General features: G+C 64.8%; 16 protein-coding genes and 1 tRNA gene. 9 read left to right on the top strand and 8 right to left on the bottom strand.

The genetic code is table 11. From position 1 onward, the window contains the following. Positions 1-51: 51 nt before the first annotated feature. Both ACODR8_RS02465 and ACODR8_RS02460 read right to left on the bottom strand, forming a co-directional pair. Positions 52-2163, bottom strand: a complete 2112-nt coding sequence (locus tag ACODR8_RS02465) for a TonB-dependent receptor domain-containing protein (RefSeq protein WP_489005784.1) — start codon at positions 2161-2163, stop codon at positions 52-54. 235 nt (positions 2164-2398) lie between these two features. Then, positions 2399-3310 (bottom strand): LysR family transcriptional regulator, encoded by a 912-nt coding sequence (locus tag ACODR8_RS02460; RefSeq protein WP_489005839.1) that lies wholly within the window; start codon positions 3308-3310, stop codon positions 2399-2401. A gap of 110 nt (positions 3311-3420) precedes the next feature. On the opposite strand from ACODR8_RS02460, the gene ACODR8_RS02455 reads away from it, so the two are divergent. Further along, positions 3421-3494: transfer RNA gene (locus ACODR8_RS02455), tRNA-Gly, on the top strand. Positions 3495-3511: 17 nt separating this feature from the next. On the opposite strand, the gene ACODR8_RS02450 is transcribed toward ACODR8_RS02455, so the two are convergent. Further along, positions 3512-4501: a LacI family DNA-binding transcriptional regulator gene (locus ACODR8_RS02450; protein WP_489005783.1), complete on the bottom strand. Its 990-nt coding sequence runs from the start codon at positions 4499-4501 to the stop codon at positions 3512-3514. 98 nt (positions 4502-4599) lie between these two features. Here ACODR8_RS02450 and ACODR8_RS02445 point away from each other — a divergent pair, with 98 nt between their 5' ends. From ACODR8_RS02445 to ACODR8_RS02415, 7 genes are all read left to right on the top strand, one after another. Next, positions 4600-4794: a DUF4169 family protein gene (locus ACODR8_RS02445; RefSeq protein WP_489005782.1), complete on the top strand. Its 195-nt coding sequence runs from the start codon at positions 4600-4602 to the stop codon at positions 4792-4794. A 141-nt stretch (positions 4795-4935) separates the two neighbouring features. Then, positions 4936-5874 carry a hypothetical protein gene (locus tag ACODR8_RS02440; RefSeq protein WP_489005781.1) on the top strand — a complete coding sequence of 313 codons (939 nt, stop codon included), beginning with the start codon at positions 4936-4938 and terminating at the stop codon, positions 5872-5874. Between the two features lie 141 nt (positions 5875-6015). Next, entirely contained in the window at positions 6016-7233 is a 1218-nt protein-coding gene (locus ACODR8_RS02435) for an argininosuccinate synthase (RefSeq protein WP_119746127.1), read from the top strand. An 81-nt stretch (positions 7234-7314) separates the two neighbouring features. Next, entirely contained in the window at positions 7315-7968 is a 654-nt protein-coding gene (locus tag ACODR8_RS02430; protein WP_489005780.1) for a PAS domain-containing protein, read from the top strand. A gap of 251 nt (positions 7969-8219) precedes the next feature. Continuing rightward, positions 8220-8891 (top strand): EF-hand domain-containing protein, encoded by a 672-nt coding sequence (locus ACODR8_RS02425; protein WP_489005838.1) that lies wholly within the window; start codon positions 8220-8222, stop codon positions 8889-8891. 140 nt (positions 8892-9031) lie between these two features. Beyond that, positions 9032-9751 carry a response regulator gene (locus ACODR8_RS02420; protein ID WP_217673659.1) on the top strand — a complete coding sequence of 240 codons (720 nt, stop codon included), beginning with the start codon at positions 9032-9034 and terminating at the stop codon, positions 9749-9751. Continuing rightward, positions 9751-11094: a sensor histidine kinase gene (locus ACODR8_RS02415; RefSeq protein ID WP_489005837.1), complete on the top strand. Its 1344-nt coding sequence runs from the start codon at positions 9751-9753 to the stop codon at positions 11092-11094. The genes ACODR8_RS02420 and ACODR8_RS02415 overlap by 1 nt, the downstream gene beginning before the upstream one ends. A 36-nt stretch (positions 11095-11130) precedes the next feature. Here the strand turns inward: ACODR8_RS02415 and ACODR8_RS02410 are convergent, their stop codons facing one another. The 5 genes from ACODR8_RS02410 to pyrE all read right to left on the bottom strand — a co-directional run bounded on the left by ACODR8_RS02410 (position 11131) and on the right by pyrE (position 15035). Beyond that, the gene (locus ACODR8_RS02410) at positions 11131-12213 is read right to left on the bottom strand and encodes an AI-2E family transporter (RefSeq protein ID WP_489005779.1); all 1083 of its coding nucleotides are present in this window, start codon (positions 12211-12213) and stop codon (positions 11131-11133) included. Between the two features lie 22 nt (positions 12214-12235). Further along, the gene (gene lepB / locus ACODR8_RS02405; RefSeq protein WP_489005836.1) at positions 12236-13123 is read right to left on the bottom strand and encodes a signal peptidase I; all 888 of its coding nucleotides are present in this window, start codon (positions 13121-13123) and stop codon (positions 12236-12238) included. Between the two features lie 35 nt (positions 13124-13158). Then, complete coding sequence (gene acpS / locus ACODR8_RS02400) at positions 13159-13560, bottom strand: holo-ACP synthase (protein WP_489005778.1); 402 nt, start codon at positions 13558-13560, stop codon at positions 13159-13161. Positions 13561-13720: 160 nt separating this feature from the next. Beyond that, the gene (locus ACODR8_RS02395) at positions 13721-14449 is read right to left on the bottom strand and encodes a pyridoxine 5'-phosphate synthase (protein WP_489005777.1); all 729 of its coding nucleotides are present in this window, start codon (positions 14447-14449) and stop codon (positions 13721-13723) included. Positions 14450-14453: 4 nt separating this feature from the next. Continuing rightward, complete coding sequence (gene pyrE, locus ACODR8_RS02390) at positions 14454-15035, bottom strand: orotate phosphoribosyltransferase (protein ID WP_119746419.1); 582 nt, start codon at positions 15033-15035, stop codon at positions 14454-14456. Positions 15036-15318: 283 nt separating this feature from the next. On the opposite strand from pyrE, the gene coxB reads away from it, so the two are divergent. Further along, entirely contained in the window at positions 15319-16320 is a 1002-nt protein-coding gene (coxB, locus tag ACODR8_RS02385; protein WP_489005776.1) for a cytochrome c oxidase subunit II, read from the top strand. Positions 16321-16322: the final 2 nt, after the last annotated feature.

The raw sequence follows: 16322 nt of genomic DNA, 5'->3' as shown, positions 1-16322 counted from the left end.
GTCACAATGCGCAATCGACCCCGTCGCACGGCGCGACGGGGCCTGGTCAGATTAGATGGACAGGCGCGCGGTGATACGGATGTCGCGCCCGGCCAGCGGGGCGTAATCCTTCAGGAAACTGGCGTGGCGGCGGGCCTCCACGTCGAAGATATTATTGGCCGACAGCATGATGGTGGTGCGGTCATTGCCCTTGATTGGCTTCCACGCCAGCGATGCGTTGACCAGGGTGAAGCCGCCCGTTTCCGTCTCCGTCGCGGCGATCCGGTCCTGTGCGAAGCTATGTTCCACCTCGCCGCGCAGGCTGAGGCGCTCACCCTGCGCTTCCAGCCCGCCCAGCAGGCGCATCGGCGGGATGCGTGGGGCCGGGCCGGAGTCGGTCACGGTCGCGCGGACATAATCGGCGACGCCATCGAAATTGATGGCATAGCTGCCGACTTGCGCCAACTTGACCGTGGCTTCGGCCTCGAAGCCCAGATAGCGGGCCTTGGCCTGATTATATTGGAAGCAGGGGAATTCCAGATCCTCCCCGCCATTCACCGCCATGCAGGCGTCATCGGCGACCTGCACATCATAAATATAACCATCGAACCAGTTATGATAGGCGGACAGGGCGAGGGTGTAGCCCGGCCCCTGGCCGCGCAGCGTGGCTTCCACGCCCCAGCTTTTTTCCTTGCTGAAATCGGGATTGCCCAGTTCGAATGCCTGCGTACCCGCATGATTGCCGCGCGCGAACAATTCTTCGGCCGATGGCGCGCGTTCGGTGCGGGACAGGTTCAGCCCCGCGCGCCAGCCCGGTACGATCTCCCGGCTCGCGCCGATCGAGCCGGAGATGGTGTCGAAGCGGCGGTCATAGGCCGGGTTGAACAGGGTCGCGTCCGCATCCGCGCTGACATCGGTATGTTCATAGCGTCCGCCCACCTCGACGCGGGTTTTGCCCAGGTCGATCGACTGGAGGGTGAAGAGGCCCAGCTGGGTGGTTTCGTTGCGGGGCAGGAATTTTTCTTCCCCCTCGACATGGAATTTGCGGGTGAAGAATTGCCCGCCGATTGCGCCGTCCCATCCGCCGCGATTGGCCTGCACCAGTTCCAGTCGCGATTCCATCGACTGGTTGTAGAATGTCGTGCCGACGTCGCCCGTATCCTCGATTTCCTGATGCTGATAATCGGCAAAACCCGCGCGGAAGCGGATCGATTCCAGAAATCCGCCATTGACCGGCACCTCGGCGCGCATGTCAGCCCGGTCCTGCTTCATATGCAGCCGCACCTTCTCCGCCTCGCCGCCCGGTTCCACTGCATAGCGCACCGGCACGCCATAGAGATTGTCGCTATGGGTGACCGAAAAACCCAGATTGCCGCCATCGGTGATCAGCGCCGCGCCGCCCGACACTTCCCATGTTTCCGCCGCACTGTTGGGCAATTTGCCACGCAGGGTCGCCAGGCTGGCAATGTCCGCGTCGCCGCTTGTGGCGGCTTGCGCGCGCAATGCGGGGGTCAATATATAGTTGCCCGTGTCCAGATCGCCCGACTTGGAATAGCTGCCGTCAAAATGAAAGACGAGCTTGTCGCCCAGCGGCACCTCGACCTCGCCCGATCCGGTGCGCTCGTTGGCGGCGCTGCCATAGGTGGTGATGGCGTCGATATGGATCGGCTCGTCCGGCACGCGGCGCGGGATGCGGCTGTCGATCACATTGACGACGCCGCCAATGGCCGACGATCCGTAGAGCAAGGCGGCAGGCCCCCGCAGCACCTCGATCCGGTCGGCAGTCAGCGGGTTGATCGCGACGGCATGGTCGACCGATGTATTGGACACGTCGAAACTGCCGATCCCGTCGGTCAGGATGCGCACCCGCTCTCCCTGAAAGCCGCGCAGGATCGGGCGGGATGCGTTGGGACCAAAGGATGTCGCCGACACGCCCGGCTGCCGCGCCAGCGTCTCGCCGATGGTCGACCGCATGTTGCGGGTCAGCTCCTCGCCGGTGACGACCGATGTGCCGGACAAGATGTCGCCCTGCCGCCGGGGGATGATGGCGGTGACGATGATGTCGGCGCGATTGTCATGATAGGCCTGATCGGCTGCGTCGTCGGGGGTCTGGGCGAGGGCGGGGAGGGCAAAGCACAGAACGGGCAGGGCGCAGCCAGCGCGCAGAAGCGGGGAAAGGAGCATGAAGCGGCATCATCCTTGGAACGGGGGAGTCGATGTGACCCTGTATCTAGAATGAGATATCATATCAAGTTCGGTTCATCGTCTTTTTGCTGCGGTGCGTCAGGCGAGGGAGTGGGTTTTTGCCACCATCCCACATTCGTTCGCCCTGAGCCTGTCGAAGGGCTGTTCTTCTTCGCAAAGAAGGACGGGGCTTCGACAAGCTCAGCCTGAACGGAGAAGGGATAAGCGTGGAGGCCTAAAGAAACAGAAACTCCGCCAGCGCCTCCACCGCTGGGGTTTCCGCCGCGCGCGGTCCCAGCGCTTGGCGTACCTCGATCGCGGGCAATTGCGTGTCGAGCGGCAGCCGCCCGATCCCGTCCATCCGCCCCAGATCGCGCGCCAGTGCGCCAAAGGCGGCAAAGATGCCCTTGCCCGCGCGCAGGGCCGTCATCACCGCGAACATGTCGTCGCTTTCCAGCACCGGCGGGCCAAGCTGCACCCGCCCGCGCGCCAGTGCATCCTCGACGATATGGCGCATCGGATTATGTCGCTCCAGCGCCAGCATCGGCGTAACGGCCAGATCGTCGCGCGACACGCTGTCTGCCTGCGCCAGCGGATGGGCGGCACCGACATAGAGGCTGAGCGGCTCTGACCAGCCATAGCGGGAGGCGAAACCGGCCGGCTCCTCCAGTGCATAGAAATAGGCGATGTCCGCGCGCCCCTCCCGCAAGGCAGCCGCTGCGTCCGTCACCGACTGGACCTGCAAGTCCAGCGTGATCGCAATATCCTCATTCGCCGCCTCGAACGCCGACAGCGCCTCCTGAAAATGGCCGAAGATCGGGGCGGGGGCCGCCAGCATGATCGTCTGGCGCGGTAGGGCGGGCGGTGGGGGCAGCGCTTCGGCGGGCGCAGCGGTCTCGTCCCAATCCTCCGGCGCGTCCTGCGACAATAAAGTCATCGCCTGCGCCGTCTTGCGCCCGGCAGGGGTCAGGCGGACCGTGCCGCTCATATCCTCGAACAGGCGATAGCCCAGCCGCATTTCCAGCGACCCGATATCGCGGGCAATATCATCAGCCGTGACGCCCAGCATGTCGGCGCAGCGGGCAACGCTGCCCGCCGCCACCATCTGCGCGAAAATGTCCAGCTGGCGCAGGGAAGGGCTTTGCATCCCCGCCTGATAGAGGAAATGCCGCGCCGGGTTAAGGGCGATCTTGGCGCAATTGCGCATTGCGATATTGACGAAGCCCCCAGGATGATGGCAGGGCGCTTCCCGGCCGGGCGGGTATAGCTCAATGGTAGAGCACTAGCCTTCCAAGCTTGTGATGCGGGTTCGATCCCCGCTACCCGCTCCAGCCCTTTTCGCCGCAGTTCAGCCCGGCCCTGGCCCGCAGCTGCCCCGTTCCACCAGCGTGAACAGGAATTCCGGCGCGTCGAGCGGGCCGTTGGCCAGCGCGTCGATGACCGATCGGCCCATTTCCTCCAGCGGCTGGCGCACTGTGGTGAGCGGTGGCCAGCTCGTCAGGCTGGCGGGGGTGTCGTCGAAGCCGACCACTGACAGATCCTCCGGCACGCGCAGGCCGATGCGGTGGGCATGGGTCAGTACGCCCAGCGCCATGTCGTCATTGGTCGCAAAGATGGCGGTTGGCGGCTGGGGCAGGGCCAGCAGCGTTTCGCCCGCCGCGATGCCCGATGTGAAATCGAATCCGCCCGGCACGAACAGCGCATCGTCGATGGGTAGGCCCGCGGCGGTCAGGCCGTCGCGAAATCCCTCGACCCGGCGCAGTGCCGCGCGGTGCGAGGGCGGCGGGGTGATGACGCCGATCCGGCGGTGGCCATGCGCGATCAGATGGTCGGCGACCATCCGCCCGGCGGCCCGTTCGGGGGTGTGGATATTGAAGCTCGCTGCCACCACCGACCCGGCGATCCTCGCACAGGGCAGGCGCAGTTCCGCGAGGCGCGCCAGCAGCCCTTCATCGTCCGACAAGGGCGGCACCAGCAGCACGCCGTCGGGCCGCAGCGCCGCGACCAGCCGGTCCAGCACGTCGAACCGCTCCTCGCCGCCGGGCGAGATCGGCTCGACCACCAGATGATAGCCCAGTTCCCGACAGCGCGCCGCCGCGCCTGACTGGATGCCGCTGGTATAGCCGGGCGCGGGGTTGCTGTAGAGATAGGCGATCATGAAGGACCGCCCCCCCGCCAGCCGCCGCGCCGACTGGTTGGGGCGATAGCCCAGCTGATCGATCGCCGCCTGTACCCGCGCGCGCAGGTCGGGGCTGACATTGGGCGCGCTGTTGACGACGCGCGACACCGTCTTGATCGATACCTGGGCCAGGGCGGCGACGTCGTGGATGCTGGTCATAAGAGTGTCATGGAAGGGACAGGCCGCGCTTGGCAAGCCATGATCGCCGCTCCTATAATCGGCGATTAGCCAGAAACAAGTGAGGGATCGGTCGAGACATGAGCAATGTCGTCAATCTGCGTCAGGCGCGCAAGGTAAAGGCGCGGGCCGACAGAGCGCGCGCGGCGGACGGCAATCGCGCGAAGTTCGGCCGGACGAAGGCGCAGCGGATTGCGGACGACAAGGATCAGGCTCGGCAGGACGCTTTGCTGGACGGCGCCTATCGTGAAGGACGTAGGTTAGACGATTTATAGTATTATTTTGTAAATCTACCGTTCATGTAAAGATGAACCGTTGTTCAGGCCAATCATTCTGTCGCCGATCCGCCACCATCCGTCCTGAAAGCGAGAGTCGGTCTGCGGTCAATCGAAGATGTCGTGGGTTCATCTTACGCTATGACTGAACACACTCGCTCAATTCGCCCCGCCAGGGCCGCGATCGCCGCTGTTCTGGCCCTCAGTGCAACCCCTTTGCTGGCGCAGGAACTCGCGCCGCCGCCGGTCGCCCCAACGGTAGCCGCACCCGCCGCACCGCCGGAGGCTGTGACAGCGCCAGTCGCTGCGACCCCCGCGACGCCCACTTTCGCGACCAGCGCGCCGGTGGTGCAAGCCACGCCCTCGGTCGAGGAACGTCGCGCCGCAGCGATTGCAGCCGCTGAAGCCGAGGCCGCAGCCAAGCCTGCGCCAACGCCGCGCCGCGCCGCCGCGCGCCCTGTGGAACGGGTCGCTGCGCCAGTCGCGCCGGTCGCCGTCGCACAATCCGCTCCTGCGGTGACGCCGCCTGCCGAAACGTCCGCACCGGTCGCTCCTGTGATCGCGCCGGAACCGGTTGCCGCAACGCCATCCGCGCCGGTAGTGGAACAGCAAGCCGCGCGCACCGATAATGCCCTGCTCTTCGCCATGGGCGGCGCAGCCTTGCTGCTTGCAGGCCTGGGTGGTGCCGCGCTGATGCGTCGACGTCGCCCGATCGAAACGGTCGAGGAGGAGCAGCTGGTCGCGCCGGTCGCCGAACCGATGCCGATCGAACCCGCCCCGGCACCCGTTGCGCCGCGTGTCCTCTACACGCCCGCTGCACCGGTGACAGACGAGGAGCGCACGATCGCCGCCATGGTCGCCGCACCGCCCAGCCCGGAAAACCCCTTCCTCACCCACGCCAAGCGGGTGCGTCGGGCCAAGTTCCTGCTGGCCGAGCGTCAGGCGGTCGCCGCGCCGCCAGCGCCCCATCAGGCACAGCCGGTCGTCACGCCCACCCCGGCGATCGACCGCAGCCAGACCGTCTATCGCTTTGGCAATGACGGCGTGCGCACCGGTGTTCTGAAACCGCGCACCCACTAAGCAACCCTGACGATATGATGAAGGGACCGGAGGCAGACTGCTTCCGGTCCCTTTTTGCCTGTCCGGTTGCACTTTTGCACACTGGCTGATACGCGCCGCGCGCATCATCCGCGCCATCACTGCACAGAAGAGTCGCTAGCCATGTCAGACAAGATCAACCGCATCGTCCTTGCCTTTTCCGGTGGCCTCGACACCAGCGTGATCCTGAAATGGCTGCAACAGACGTATCAGTGCGAAGTGGTCACCTTCACTGCCGATCTGGGGCAGGGCGAGGAACTGGAACCAGCGCGGGCCAAGGCGCGGCTGATGGGCGTCAAGGAAGAGCATATCTTCATCGACGACCTGCGCGAAGAGTTCGTCCGCGACTATGTGTTCCCGATGATGCGCAGCAACGCGCTTTATGAAGGCCTCTATCTGCTCGGCACCTCGATCGCCCGGCCGCTGATCGCCAAGCGCCAGATCGAGATCGCCAAGATGGTCGGCGCTGACGCCGTGTCGCACGGCGCGACCGGCAAGGGTAATGACCAGGTCCGTTTCGAGCTGGGCTATTACGCCCTGTCGCCCGATATCAAGGTGATCGCGCCCTGGCGCGAATGGGATCTGACCAGCCGCACCCGGCTGATCGAGTTCGCCGAACAGAATCAGATACCCATCGCCAAGGATAAGCGCGGCGAAAGCCCCTTTTCGACCGATGCGAACATGCTGCACACCTCGTCGGAAGGCAAAGTGCTGGAAGACCCGTGGGATGAAGTCCCCGACTATGTCTATTCGCGCACCGTCAACCCGGAGGACGCGCCCGACGCGCCCGAATATATCACCATCGATTTCGAACGCGGCGATGGCGTGGCGATCAATGGCGTGGCGATGTCGCCCGCGACTTTGCTGGAAACGCTCAACGATTATGGCCGCAAGCATGGCATTGGCCGTCTCGACCTGGTTGAAAACCGCTTCGTCGGCATGAAGTCGCGCGGCATGTATGAAACGCCGGGCGGCACCATCTATCACCTCGCGCATCGCGGTATCGAGCAGGTGACGCTGGATCGCGGTGCGGCGCATCTGAAGGACGAACTGGCCCCGCGCTACGCTGAACTCATCTATAACGGCTTCTGGTTCAGCCCAGAGCGCGAGATGTTGCAGGCGGCGATCGACCATAGCCAGGAAAAGGTCACCGGCACCGTCCGGCTGAAGCTCTACAAGGGCGGCGTCTATGTCGTGGGTCGCAAGTCGCCTTACTCGCTTTACAGCGAAAAGGTCGTGACGTTCGAGGATGACGCAGGCGCCTATGACCAGCGCGACGCGGCGGGCTTCATCAAGCTCAACGCGCTGCGCCTGCGGCTGCTGGGTCGGCGGGATCGCTGAGCGGCCTCTCGCTCGGCCTGCAGCATGGTTAGGTAAGCGTTAACCGATTATAGGCCATGCCTCCATTTCGGAGGCATGGGCATGTACGGCATAGAGTTGGAGACATCGTCAATCTGTCGCGCGATCGAACGCTCGACGGCGATCGTCAGCTTCGACATGGACTGCCGCGTCATTGGCGCCAACGACAATTTCCTGACCCTGTTCGGCTATGCTTTCGCGGACATCGAATTGCGCCCGCACAGCCTGTTCTGCGAACCAGGCTTGGCTGGCACGGCCGACTATGCGGCTTTCTGGGATCGGTTGCGCGCGGGGCATTTCGACACGGGCGTCTATCGTCGGCTGGATCGGCATGGTCGCCTGATCTGGATCAGGGGCAGCTATAATCCGATCTTCGACGATCATGGCGTCCAGATCGGCGTCATCAAATTCGCCACCGACATCAGCGCCGAACAGGAAGCGATTGCGGCGCGCGAGGATGCCGAGCAGCGCCTCAATCGCCAGGAGCGCGACCGCCGTGCCAGCATCGAAAGGGTGCTTGGCGAAGTCAGCGGCATAGTCGATTCGATCGATGGCATTGCCCGCCAGACCAACTTGCTGGCGCTCAATGCATCGATCGAGGCGGCGCGCGCAGGCGAGGCCGGCCGCGGCTTTTCCTGCGTCGCGGCGGAAGTGAAGAAACTTGCGCTCGACACGCAAAGCGCCACGCGAGACGCCCGCGCCGTCATTTCCGGCTGAGCTTTTGTCCGGGAATGTGCCTTCGCGCATTCATTCCGCACCGGCCCACACCCCCACCCGACCTCCCATTCAGGATATGCTCTGTGGGAGGCCGGGTGGGGGTGTGGGCCGGTGCGGCAACGCCAATGTGCCGTTACAAATTGCGACAGTTTGTCTGTTGCGCTGACATAGTTGCGGGACAAGTCTTGCCCATAAGTGATGTGAAGGACGGCGACATGCCGTTCACGATCATCATTTGGAAGGTACAGGACATGCTCGGTAAATTTTTTGGCACCGTCGCGCTGGGTTCGCTGTTCGTCGGCGGCCTTGCTGCCTCGCATCTCGCTTTTGCCCAGCCGGGCGGTGACGGGCCGGGCCGGGGTGGTCGGGGCGGCATGATGGCCATGGCGGACACCAACAAGGATGGCGCGATCAGCAAGGCGGAACTGACCGCCGGGCTGGAAGCGCGCTTTGCCAGGATGGACGTCGACAAGGACGGCAAGCTGACCCAGGCCGATCGTGACGCGATGCGCGCCCAGCGGCTCGACACCCGCTTCGCCGCGCTGGACACCGACAAGAATGGCCAGGTCAGCAAGGCGGAATTTGTCGCTGCGCATGAAGCCCGCGCGGACAAGCGCACCGAGCGCCGTGCCGAAGCCGGCAAGCCCGGTGGCCCCGAAGGCCGCAAATGGGCCGGTCGTGGCCATCATCGCGGTCCTGGCATGGGTGGTATGATGGGGGGCGGCATGATGGGCGGGCGCGGCGACGCGAACAAGGATGGCACCGTTACCAAAGCCGAGTTCATGGCCGGGCCGATTGCTATGTTCGACAAGGCCGATGCCAACAAGGACGGCAAGGTGACCGCTGAGGAAATGAAGGCTGGTCGCGAAGCGATGCGCGGCGCGTGGAAGGACCGCAAGGCACCCCCGCCGCCCGCCGGCTGATCTCCTCCCCTTTCGCGGTCAGGCCCGGCATTCCCCCTGATGTCCCTGAACCCGATCGCGAAAAGCCCCGGAAGGGCGAAGGCGTGCCCCCTTGCGCCTTCGCCCTTCCAACCTTTGTTCAGCCATGACAGACAGGCAGCATGAGCGAAAAACCCCATCTCCTCCTCGTCGATGACGAGCGTTCGATCCGCGAACCGCTGGCGCAATATCTGTCCCGCAACGGCTTTCGCGTCACTGCCGTCGACAGCGCGGCGGAGGCGCGCATCCGCCTGAACGCCAACGCCATCGATCTGGTGATCCTGGACATCATGATGCCCGGCGAGGACGGCCTGTCGCTCTGCCGCCATATCCGCGAAACCAGCGAAATCCCGGTCATCCTGCTCACTGCCCGCACCGAGGAGACCGACCGCATCGTCGGGCTGGAGATGGGTGCGGACGATTATGTCCTCAAGCCCTTTTCGCCCCGCGAACTGGTCGCCCGGATCAAGGTGATCTTTCGCCGCGTCGCCACCGGCGGCCAGCGCGTCACCGCGCCTGATGGCGCCAATTACAGCTTTGCCGGATGGCTGCTCAAGACGCAGGAGCGCACGCTGGTGGATAGCGAGGGCGTGTCGCTGCCGCTTTCGACCGCCGAATATAATCTGATGCTGGCTTTTGCGACCCGCCCCAACAGCGTGCTGAGCCGCGACCAGTTGCTCGACATCACCCAGGGCCGCGAAGCCAATGCGTTCGACCGGGCGATCGACAATCAGATCAGCCGCCTGCGCAAGAAGATCGAGCCGGACCCCAAAAACCCGACGCTGATCAAGACCGTGTGGGGCGGCGGTTACACATTGTCCGCCGAAGTCCGCAAATTATGATCAAGCGGTTGCGCCTCTGGCCGCAAAGTCTGGTCGGGCAGATCATCCTGCTCGTCGCGCTGGCGCTGTTCGTGGCGCAGGCGATCAATTTCGCGCTGCTCTATCGCGAACGGACCCAGCTGGAACTGACGGGTCAAACGGCCCCTGCCGTCTATCGCGTCATCGATGCGCTCGACAACCGGCCCGATCGTCCGGTCCCGCCACGGATGCGCGCCCGCTTCGTCCAAGGCACACCGACGCTGAAAGGACAGGCGCGCCCCGATATCGAAAAGCGCGCCATGGCGATGTTCGGGGATATTGGCCTCAATATCCTGAGCGTCCGCGTGGTGCAGGATGATAGCGTCATGCCGATGCGCCGCTGGGAGCGAATCCGCATCCGCGCCAATGGCGAACGTCCGCACGACCATCGCGTCGCCCGGCTGACGCTGGCGGCGGAATATGAACCGGGCAAATGGGTGGTGACGCAGGCGCGGACCGGCGACCGGCCACAGCGCTTTGGCGGCTGGCTGGTTGGCCAGACGCTCATCCTCTACGTCATCGTCCTGCTGCCCCTGCTCTGGGTCGGAAGTCGCCTCGCGCGACCGTTGAAGCAACTCACCGGCTCCGCCCAGCAATTTGCCCGCACCGGCTCTGCCGACCCCGTGGACGAACGCGGTCCCGGCGACGTGCGCGACCTCACCATGGCGTTCAACGCCATGCGATCGCGCATCATCGCGATGCTGGATGAGAAAGACCGGATGCTCGGCGCGATCGGCCATGACCTGCGCACACCGCTGGCGTCCCTCAGGGTCCGGGCCGAATCGGTGGAGGATGACGGCGAACGGGCGCGCATGTCCGAAACCATCGATGAAATGAACCGGATGCTGGAGGATATCCTTTCGCTCGCCCGCGCGGGACGCAGCACCGAAGCGGCACAGAAGGTCGATCTCGCTTCTCTGGCCGACGCGGTGGTGGAGGATTTCATCGAACTCGGATCGCCGGTCGACATGACCGACAGTGATCGCGCCGTCGCCTTCGTCCGCCCCCAGCAAATCCGCCGCGCGCTGCGCAACCTCATCGAAAACGCCATCGTCTATGGCGATCGCGCCCATGTGTCGGTCAGTCGCGAAGGCCATATGATCCGCATCGTGGTGGCGGATGAAGGGCCGGGCATTGCCGAGGAGCGGATGGACGAAATGCTCGAACCCTTCACCCGGCTGGAAGGCTCGCGCAACCGCGAGACGGGCGGGGCAGGGCTGGGGCTGGCGCTGGTGCGCGCGATCATGGCGGAGCATCAGGGGGAGTTGCGGCTGGCCAACCGACCGGGCGGCGGACTGGAAGCGAGTTTGGTGCTGCCGGGCTGAGTCGACGGGGTATTTTATGCCGACCGCGGCAAACCCTTAAACCCCCAGCCGCTCCGCGACCCGCGCCGCGCGCTTTTCCTCCAGCCGTTTGGAGCGCTCCTCCAGATAGACTTTGATCATCGCGACGATCGGGTCGGCCAGGAACAGCCCCATGATGCCGAACAGCGCGCCGAACAAGATCTGCGCTGCCAGCACCAGCGCCGGGGCGAGATCGGTGGCCTTCTTCGCCACCATCGGCACGATCAGATAGCCATCGACAATCTGCACCGCCAGATAGACGCCAAAGGCATAGAGGCCCGTGTCGGTGCCGCCGGAAAAGCCGACCAGAATGATCAGCACGCCCGAAATGATCGACCCGATATTGGGCAGGAAGGCGAACAGGCCGGTCAACAGGCCCAGCAGCCCCGCCATCGGCACCCCGCCAGCCCAGAGCAGCAGCCAGGTGCCGACCCCTTCGACCGCCATGCCGATCAGCCGCCCGGCCATCAGCCGCCGCAGCGTCCAGCCCATCTTGTCGGCGATGGCGTAGAAATGGCTGCGTTTTTCCATCGGCAGCATCCAGGCGACGCCGCGTTCATAGAGTTTGGGATCGACCGCGATGAAGATCGCCAGCACGAGCATCATTACCCCGCTGGTGATCGCGCCGACTGCGGTGCCGACCGCCGCGGTCACCCGCCCCATCGAACTCATCGCCTGACTGGCGAGGCTCTTCAAATCCTCCGGCGTGGTGGACACGCCCATCTGCTGCATCCAGCCGCCCACGCGCGCGACCTGTGTTTCCACGATCGTCCGCATCGCCTGCGCCTGTTCCATCAGGCTCGATCCGGTGAGGTAGAAGGTCCACACCATGAAGGCGACGGCGCTCAGCAGCACGATCGTCAGCCGCCAGCCGCGCGCGATCGGCAGCACGCGCTTCAACAGCCGCGCCCCGCCATCCATCATCGTCGCCAGCACCAAAGCGCCCAGCACCAGCAGGATCGGCTGCGCCAATAACGCGACCAGCCCGATGAGGATGGCCAGCGCGAACCACACGCCCGCGCGCTGCAATTCATGCGCAACCAGCGGGCTGCGCACTTCGCTGGGACCGGGTTCCTCGACATGATGCTGCGTGTCGTTCAAACCCGATACCCCTTATATCCGTTTATTCCGGGGCAGTAACGCTCGCTGGCCGCAGGCTGTTCCCGGCACGTCCGCTGCGCAGCGACCGGACCCAGCTGAGCGGGTTCCATGTCGTGTCGCCATCCAGGCTGAAGGTGATGAACTCGGCCCGCCCACCAATCGCCTCCCACGGCACTGGCCCGCCCAGCCCATTTTCCTCCAGCGGCGCGCGGCTGTCGGCGCTATTGTCGCGATTGTCGCCCATCAGGAACACATGGTTGGCAGGCACCCTGACCGGTCCATACCAGTCGAGCGCGCTCGGCCCCATGTCGATCGTCAGGTACGTCTTGCCATTGGGCAGGATTTCCTGCCGCACCGGCAATTCGCAATAGTCCTTGCTATCCACGCCGCTGACCCGTGCGCCGGGGAATTGCATCGGCGAACAGGGTGCATTGGCATCCACCGCCAGACGCAGTGGCTTCAATGCCTTCTGCTTCACCGCAACGCCATTCAGCACCACCTGACCGCCGCGCACCTCGATAATGTCGCCGGGCAGGCCGATCACCCGCTTGATATAATCCTCGCGCCGGTTCTGCGGCGACACGATGACGATATCGCCCCGTTCCGGCAGCCGCCCGAACAGCCGTCCTTTCAGGAAGGGCAGGGGATGGAAGCTGGGCGAGACATAGGACCAGCCATAGGGGAATTTGCTGACCACCAGCCGGTCACCGGTCAGCAGCACCGGCATCATCGATTCGGACGGGATGTAAAAGGGCTTGGCGACGAAACTGTGGAAGGCCAGCACCGCCAGGATCAGCAGTGACAGGCTTTTGACCTCCTGCCACCAATTGACCCATGGCGCGGGCGCTTTGATTTCAGGTGCGGGGGTTTCCGGTGCAGGCGTCTCGTCGCTCAGGTCGGCTGCGGTCATTTGGGTCTGCTCGCTGGGGTCGGGGGGCAGGGCGCTCACAGCGGCACCGCCTCTATGATGACGAAGGCCTGCGCCCATGGATGATCGTCGGTGAGCGTCAGATGAATGACCGGCTTGTGGCCCGCAGGCACCATCGTCTCCAGCCGCGCAAGCGCGCCGCCGGTCAGGGCCAGCGTCGGCGCACCCGACGGCGCATTGACCACGCCGATATCCTTCATGAACACGCCGCGTTTGAACCCGGTCCCGACCGCCTTGGAAAAAGCCTCCTTGGCGGCGAACCGCTTGGCCAGCGTCCCTGCCTTGGTAAAGGGGCGGCGATTGGCCTTGGCCTGCTCGACATCGGTGAACACGCGGGCTTCAAACCGCGCGCCGAAGCGATCGAGCGAATTCTGGATACGCTCTATATTGCACAGGTCGGAACCGAGGCCGATGATCATTATTCCTCCCCGGTACGGGGAGGGGGACCGCCGCGAAGCGGTGGTGGAGGGGGCGGGAGGAACGCGCGCCACTCCGAGATGTCGCGGCAAGAGGCCAACCCCTTCCACCAGCCTGCGGCTGGTCCCCCTCCCCGTACCGGGGAGGAATGAGCATTGCCCATCACCGCGCCAGATCCATCTGCCGCCGCATCTCTCTGATACTGCCTTCCAGCCCGCCGAAGATCGCCTCGCCGATCAGGAAGTGACCGATATTGAGTTCGGCGACCTGCGGGATGGCCGCGATCGGGGCTACATTGTCGAAGGTCAGGCCGTGGCCGGCATGAGGTTCGATCCCGTTTTTGGCCGCCAGCGCAGCAGCATCGGCCAGCTTGCGCAGTTCCGCCGCGCGCGCTTCGCCGTGCATATGGGCATAGGCACCGGTGTGAAATTCCACCACCGGCGCGCCCAGCCGGATCGCCGCGTCGATTTGGCGCGCGTCCGCCTCGATGAAGAGGCTCACCCGGATGCCCGCGTCACCCAGCGCCTTCACGATCGGCTGAAGCGTCTCAAACTGTCCCGCCGCGTCCAGACCGCCCTCGGTCGTGCGCTCCTCGCGCTTTTCCGGCACGATGCAGGCGGCGTGCGGCTTGTAGCGCAGCGCAATGTCCAGCATCTCCGCCGTCGCCGCCATCTCCAGATTGAGCGGCACGTTCAGCGCCGCCATCAGGGTCGCGACATCCTCGTCGCGAATATGCCGCCGGTCCTCGCGTAGATGCGCGGTGATTCCGTCCGCCCCCGCCTTCACCGCCAGCAACGCCGCCTTGACCGGATCGGGATGATCGCCTCCCCGCGCGTTGCGGATCGTCGCCACATGGTCGATATTGACGCCAAGGCGCAGGGGCGTGGTCATGGCTCTATATCTTCCGGCTGCCCGGCTTGATCGCCGGGATCGCCGCCAGCTCAGGCGGGACCGCATCGGCTTCATAGACCGGGAAATTGATCGACACGAGCGGATAGAAGGGGACGCCCAGCTCCACCTCGCCCGCCGACCGGTCGACCAGCGCGGCTTCTGCGATGACGATGCCGCCTTCGGCCGTCACCGCCTCGATCGCCTGGCGCGACGACAGGCCGGTGGTCACGACATCCTCGACCATCAGCACTTTCTGTCCGGGCGATATGGCAAAGCCCCGGCGCAGCTCGAACGTCCCTTCGGGCCGTTCCAGAAACACGGCGTCCTTGCCGAGCGCGCGACCGACTTCATGCCCGACGATCAGCCCGCCCATGGCTGGCGAAACCACCAGGTCGATCTCCTGCCGCAATTCGCGCGGCAGTTTCTGCACCATCGCGCGGGCGAGCGTGCCTGCCCGCTCGGCATTCATCAGCACGCGGGCGCATTGCAGATAATTGGCGCTGCGGCGACCCGACGACAATATGAAATGTCCTTCCAGCAATGCCCCTGCTGCCCGGAATTCCGCCAAAACCTCTTCGTCGCTCATGCCGTTCATCTATCCTGTCGCGGGCCATGCGGGCGCTCTGCCCCCCATCATATCCCTGTAAACATGACGCACGCGACGCGCCATGATCGCGCCCCTGTGCGCGCTGCTGCGAAATAGGGGGCCAAAGGGGACGTTGCAACAGCGAAGAAAATCTGGTCATGGAAGCTTGAGGCATGAAAAAACCATGCCTATAAGCCGCGGCAGAACCGACCGGGCGGGGGCGATGCGCAGACGCGCGTCTTCGTTGCAGCGGCGCCAAGGGGTTACGGGGTAAGAATACGCTATGAACAAGGTGAAATCGCTCGTTCTCGCCGGATTGCTGGCCTTCGCGCCATCGATCGCGATGAACGGTCAGGCGCTGGCGCAGGACAATGTCGCCGTCGCCGCGCCAGCTGCGGACAATGCCGCCGCTCCGGCTGATTCGGCCGCCAACGCCGCCGCACCGGCTGCGCAGGCTGCGCCCGTGGCCAAGGTCGCCGCGCCGCCGCGCATGAAGCCGACCGAAGGCATCGGTATGCCAAAGCCGGGCGAAGTCACGCTGCAGGAGCAGTTCACCTCCACCGGCCACACCGCCCGCTGGCTGCATGACAAGATGCTGCTGCCGCTGATCTTCGCGATCTCCATCCTCGTCCTCGCCCTGATGCTCTATGCCATGTGGCGTTTCCGGGCGAGCGCGAACCCGATCCCGTCCAAGACGTCGCACAACACCTTCATCGAAGTGGTGTGGACCGTCGCGCCGGTCATCATCCTGCTGATCGTCGCGGTGCCATCGATCGGCCTGCTGGCCGACCAGTATAAGCCCGCGCCCAAGGATGCGCTGACCGTCAAGGTCACCGGCTATCAATGGTATTGGGGCTATGAATATCCCGACGCGGGCATCCCCGAATTCGTGTCGAACATGCTGACCGAGGAACAGGCCAAGGCCAGCGGCGAACCGCATCAGCTGGCCGCCGACAACCGTCTGGTTCTGCCCGCCGGTCGCCCGATCAAGCTGATCATCACCGCTGCCGACGTCATCCACAGCTTCGCGGTGCCTTCGCTCTGGGTCAAGATGGACGCCGTTCCCGGCCGCCTGAATGAAAAGAGCTTCACCATCGAAAAGCCGGGCGTCTATTACGGCCAGTGTTCGGAACTGTGCGGCGCGCGCCACGGCTTCATGCCGATCGCGATCGAGGCACTGCCGCCTGCGCAGTTCGACCAGTGGGTACTCTCGCAGGGCGGCAAGCCCGCTGGCGCGGCGCCTGCCGTTGCCGCCGCCGCGCCCGCCGCTGACGCCAAGCTTTGATG

It is taken from the genome of Sphingobium sp. FG58 (assembly GCF_057809055.1).
This window is presented reverse-complemented; position numbering and strand designations above follow the sequence as displayed.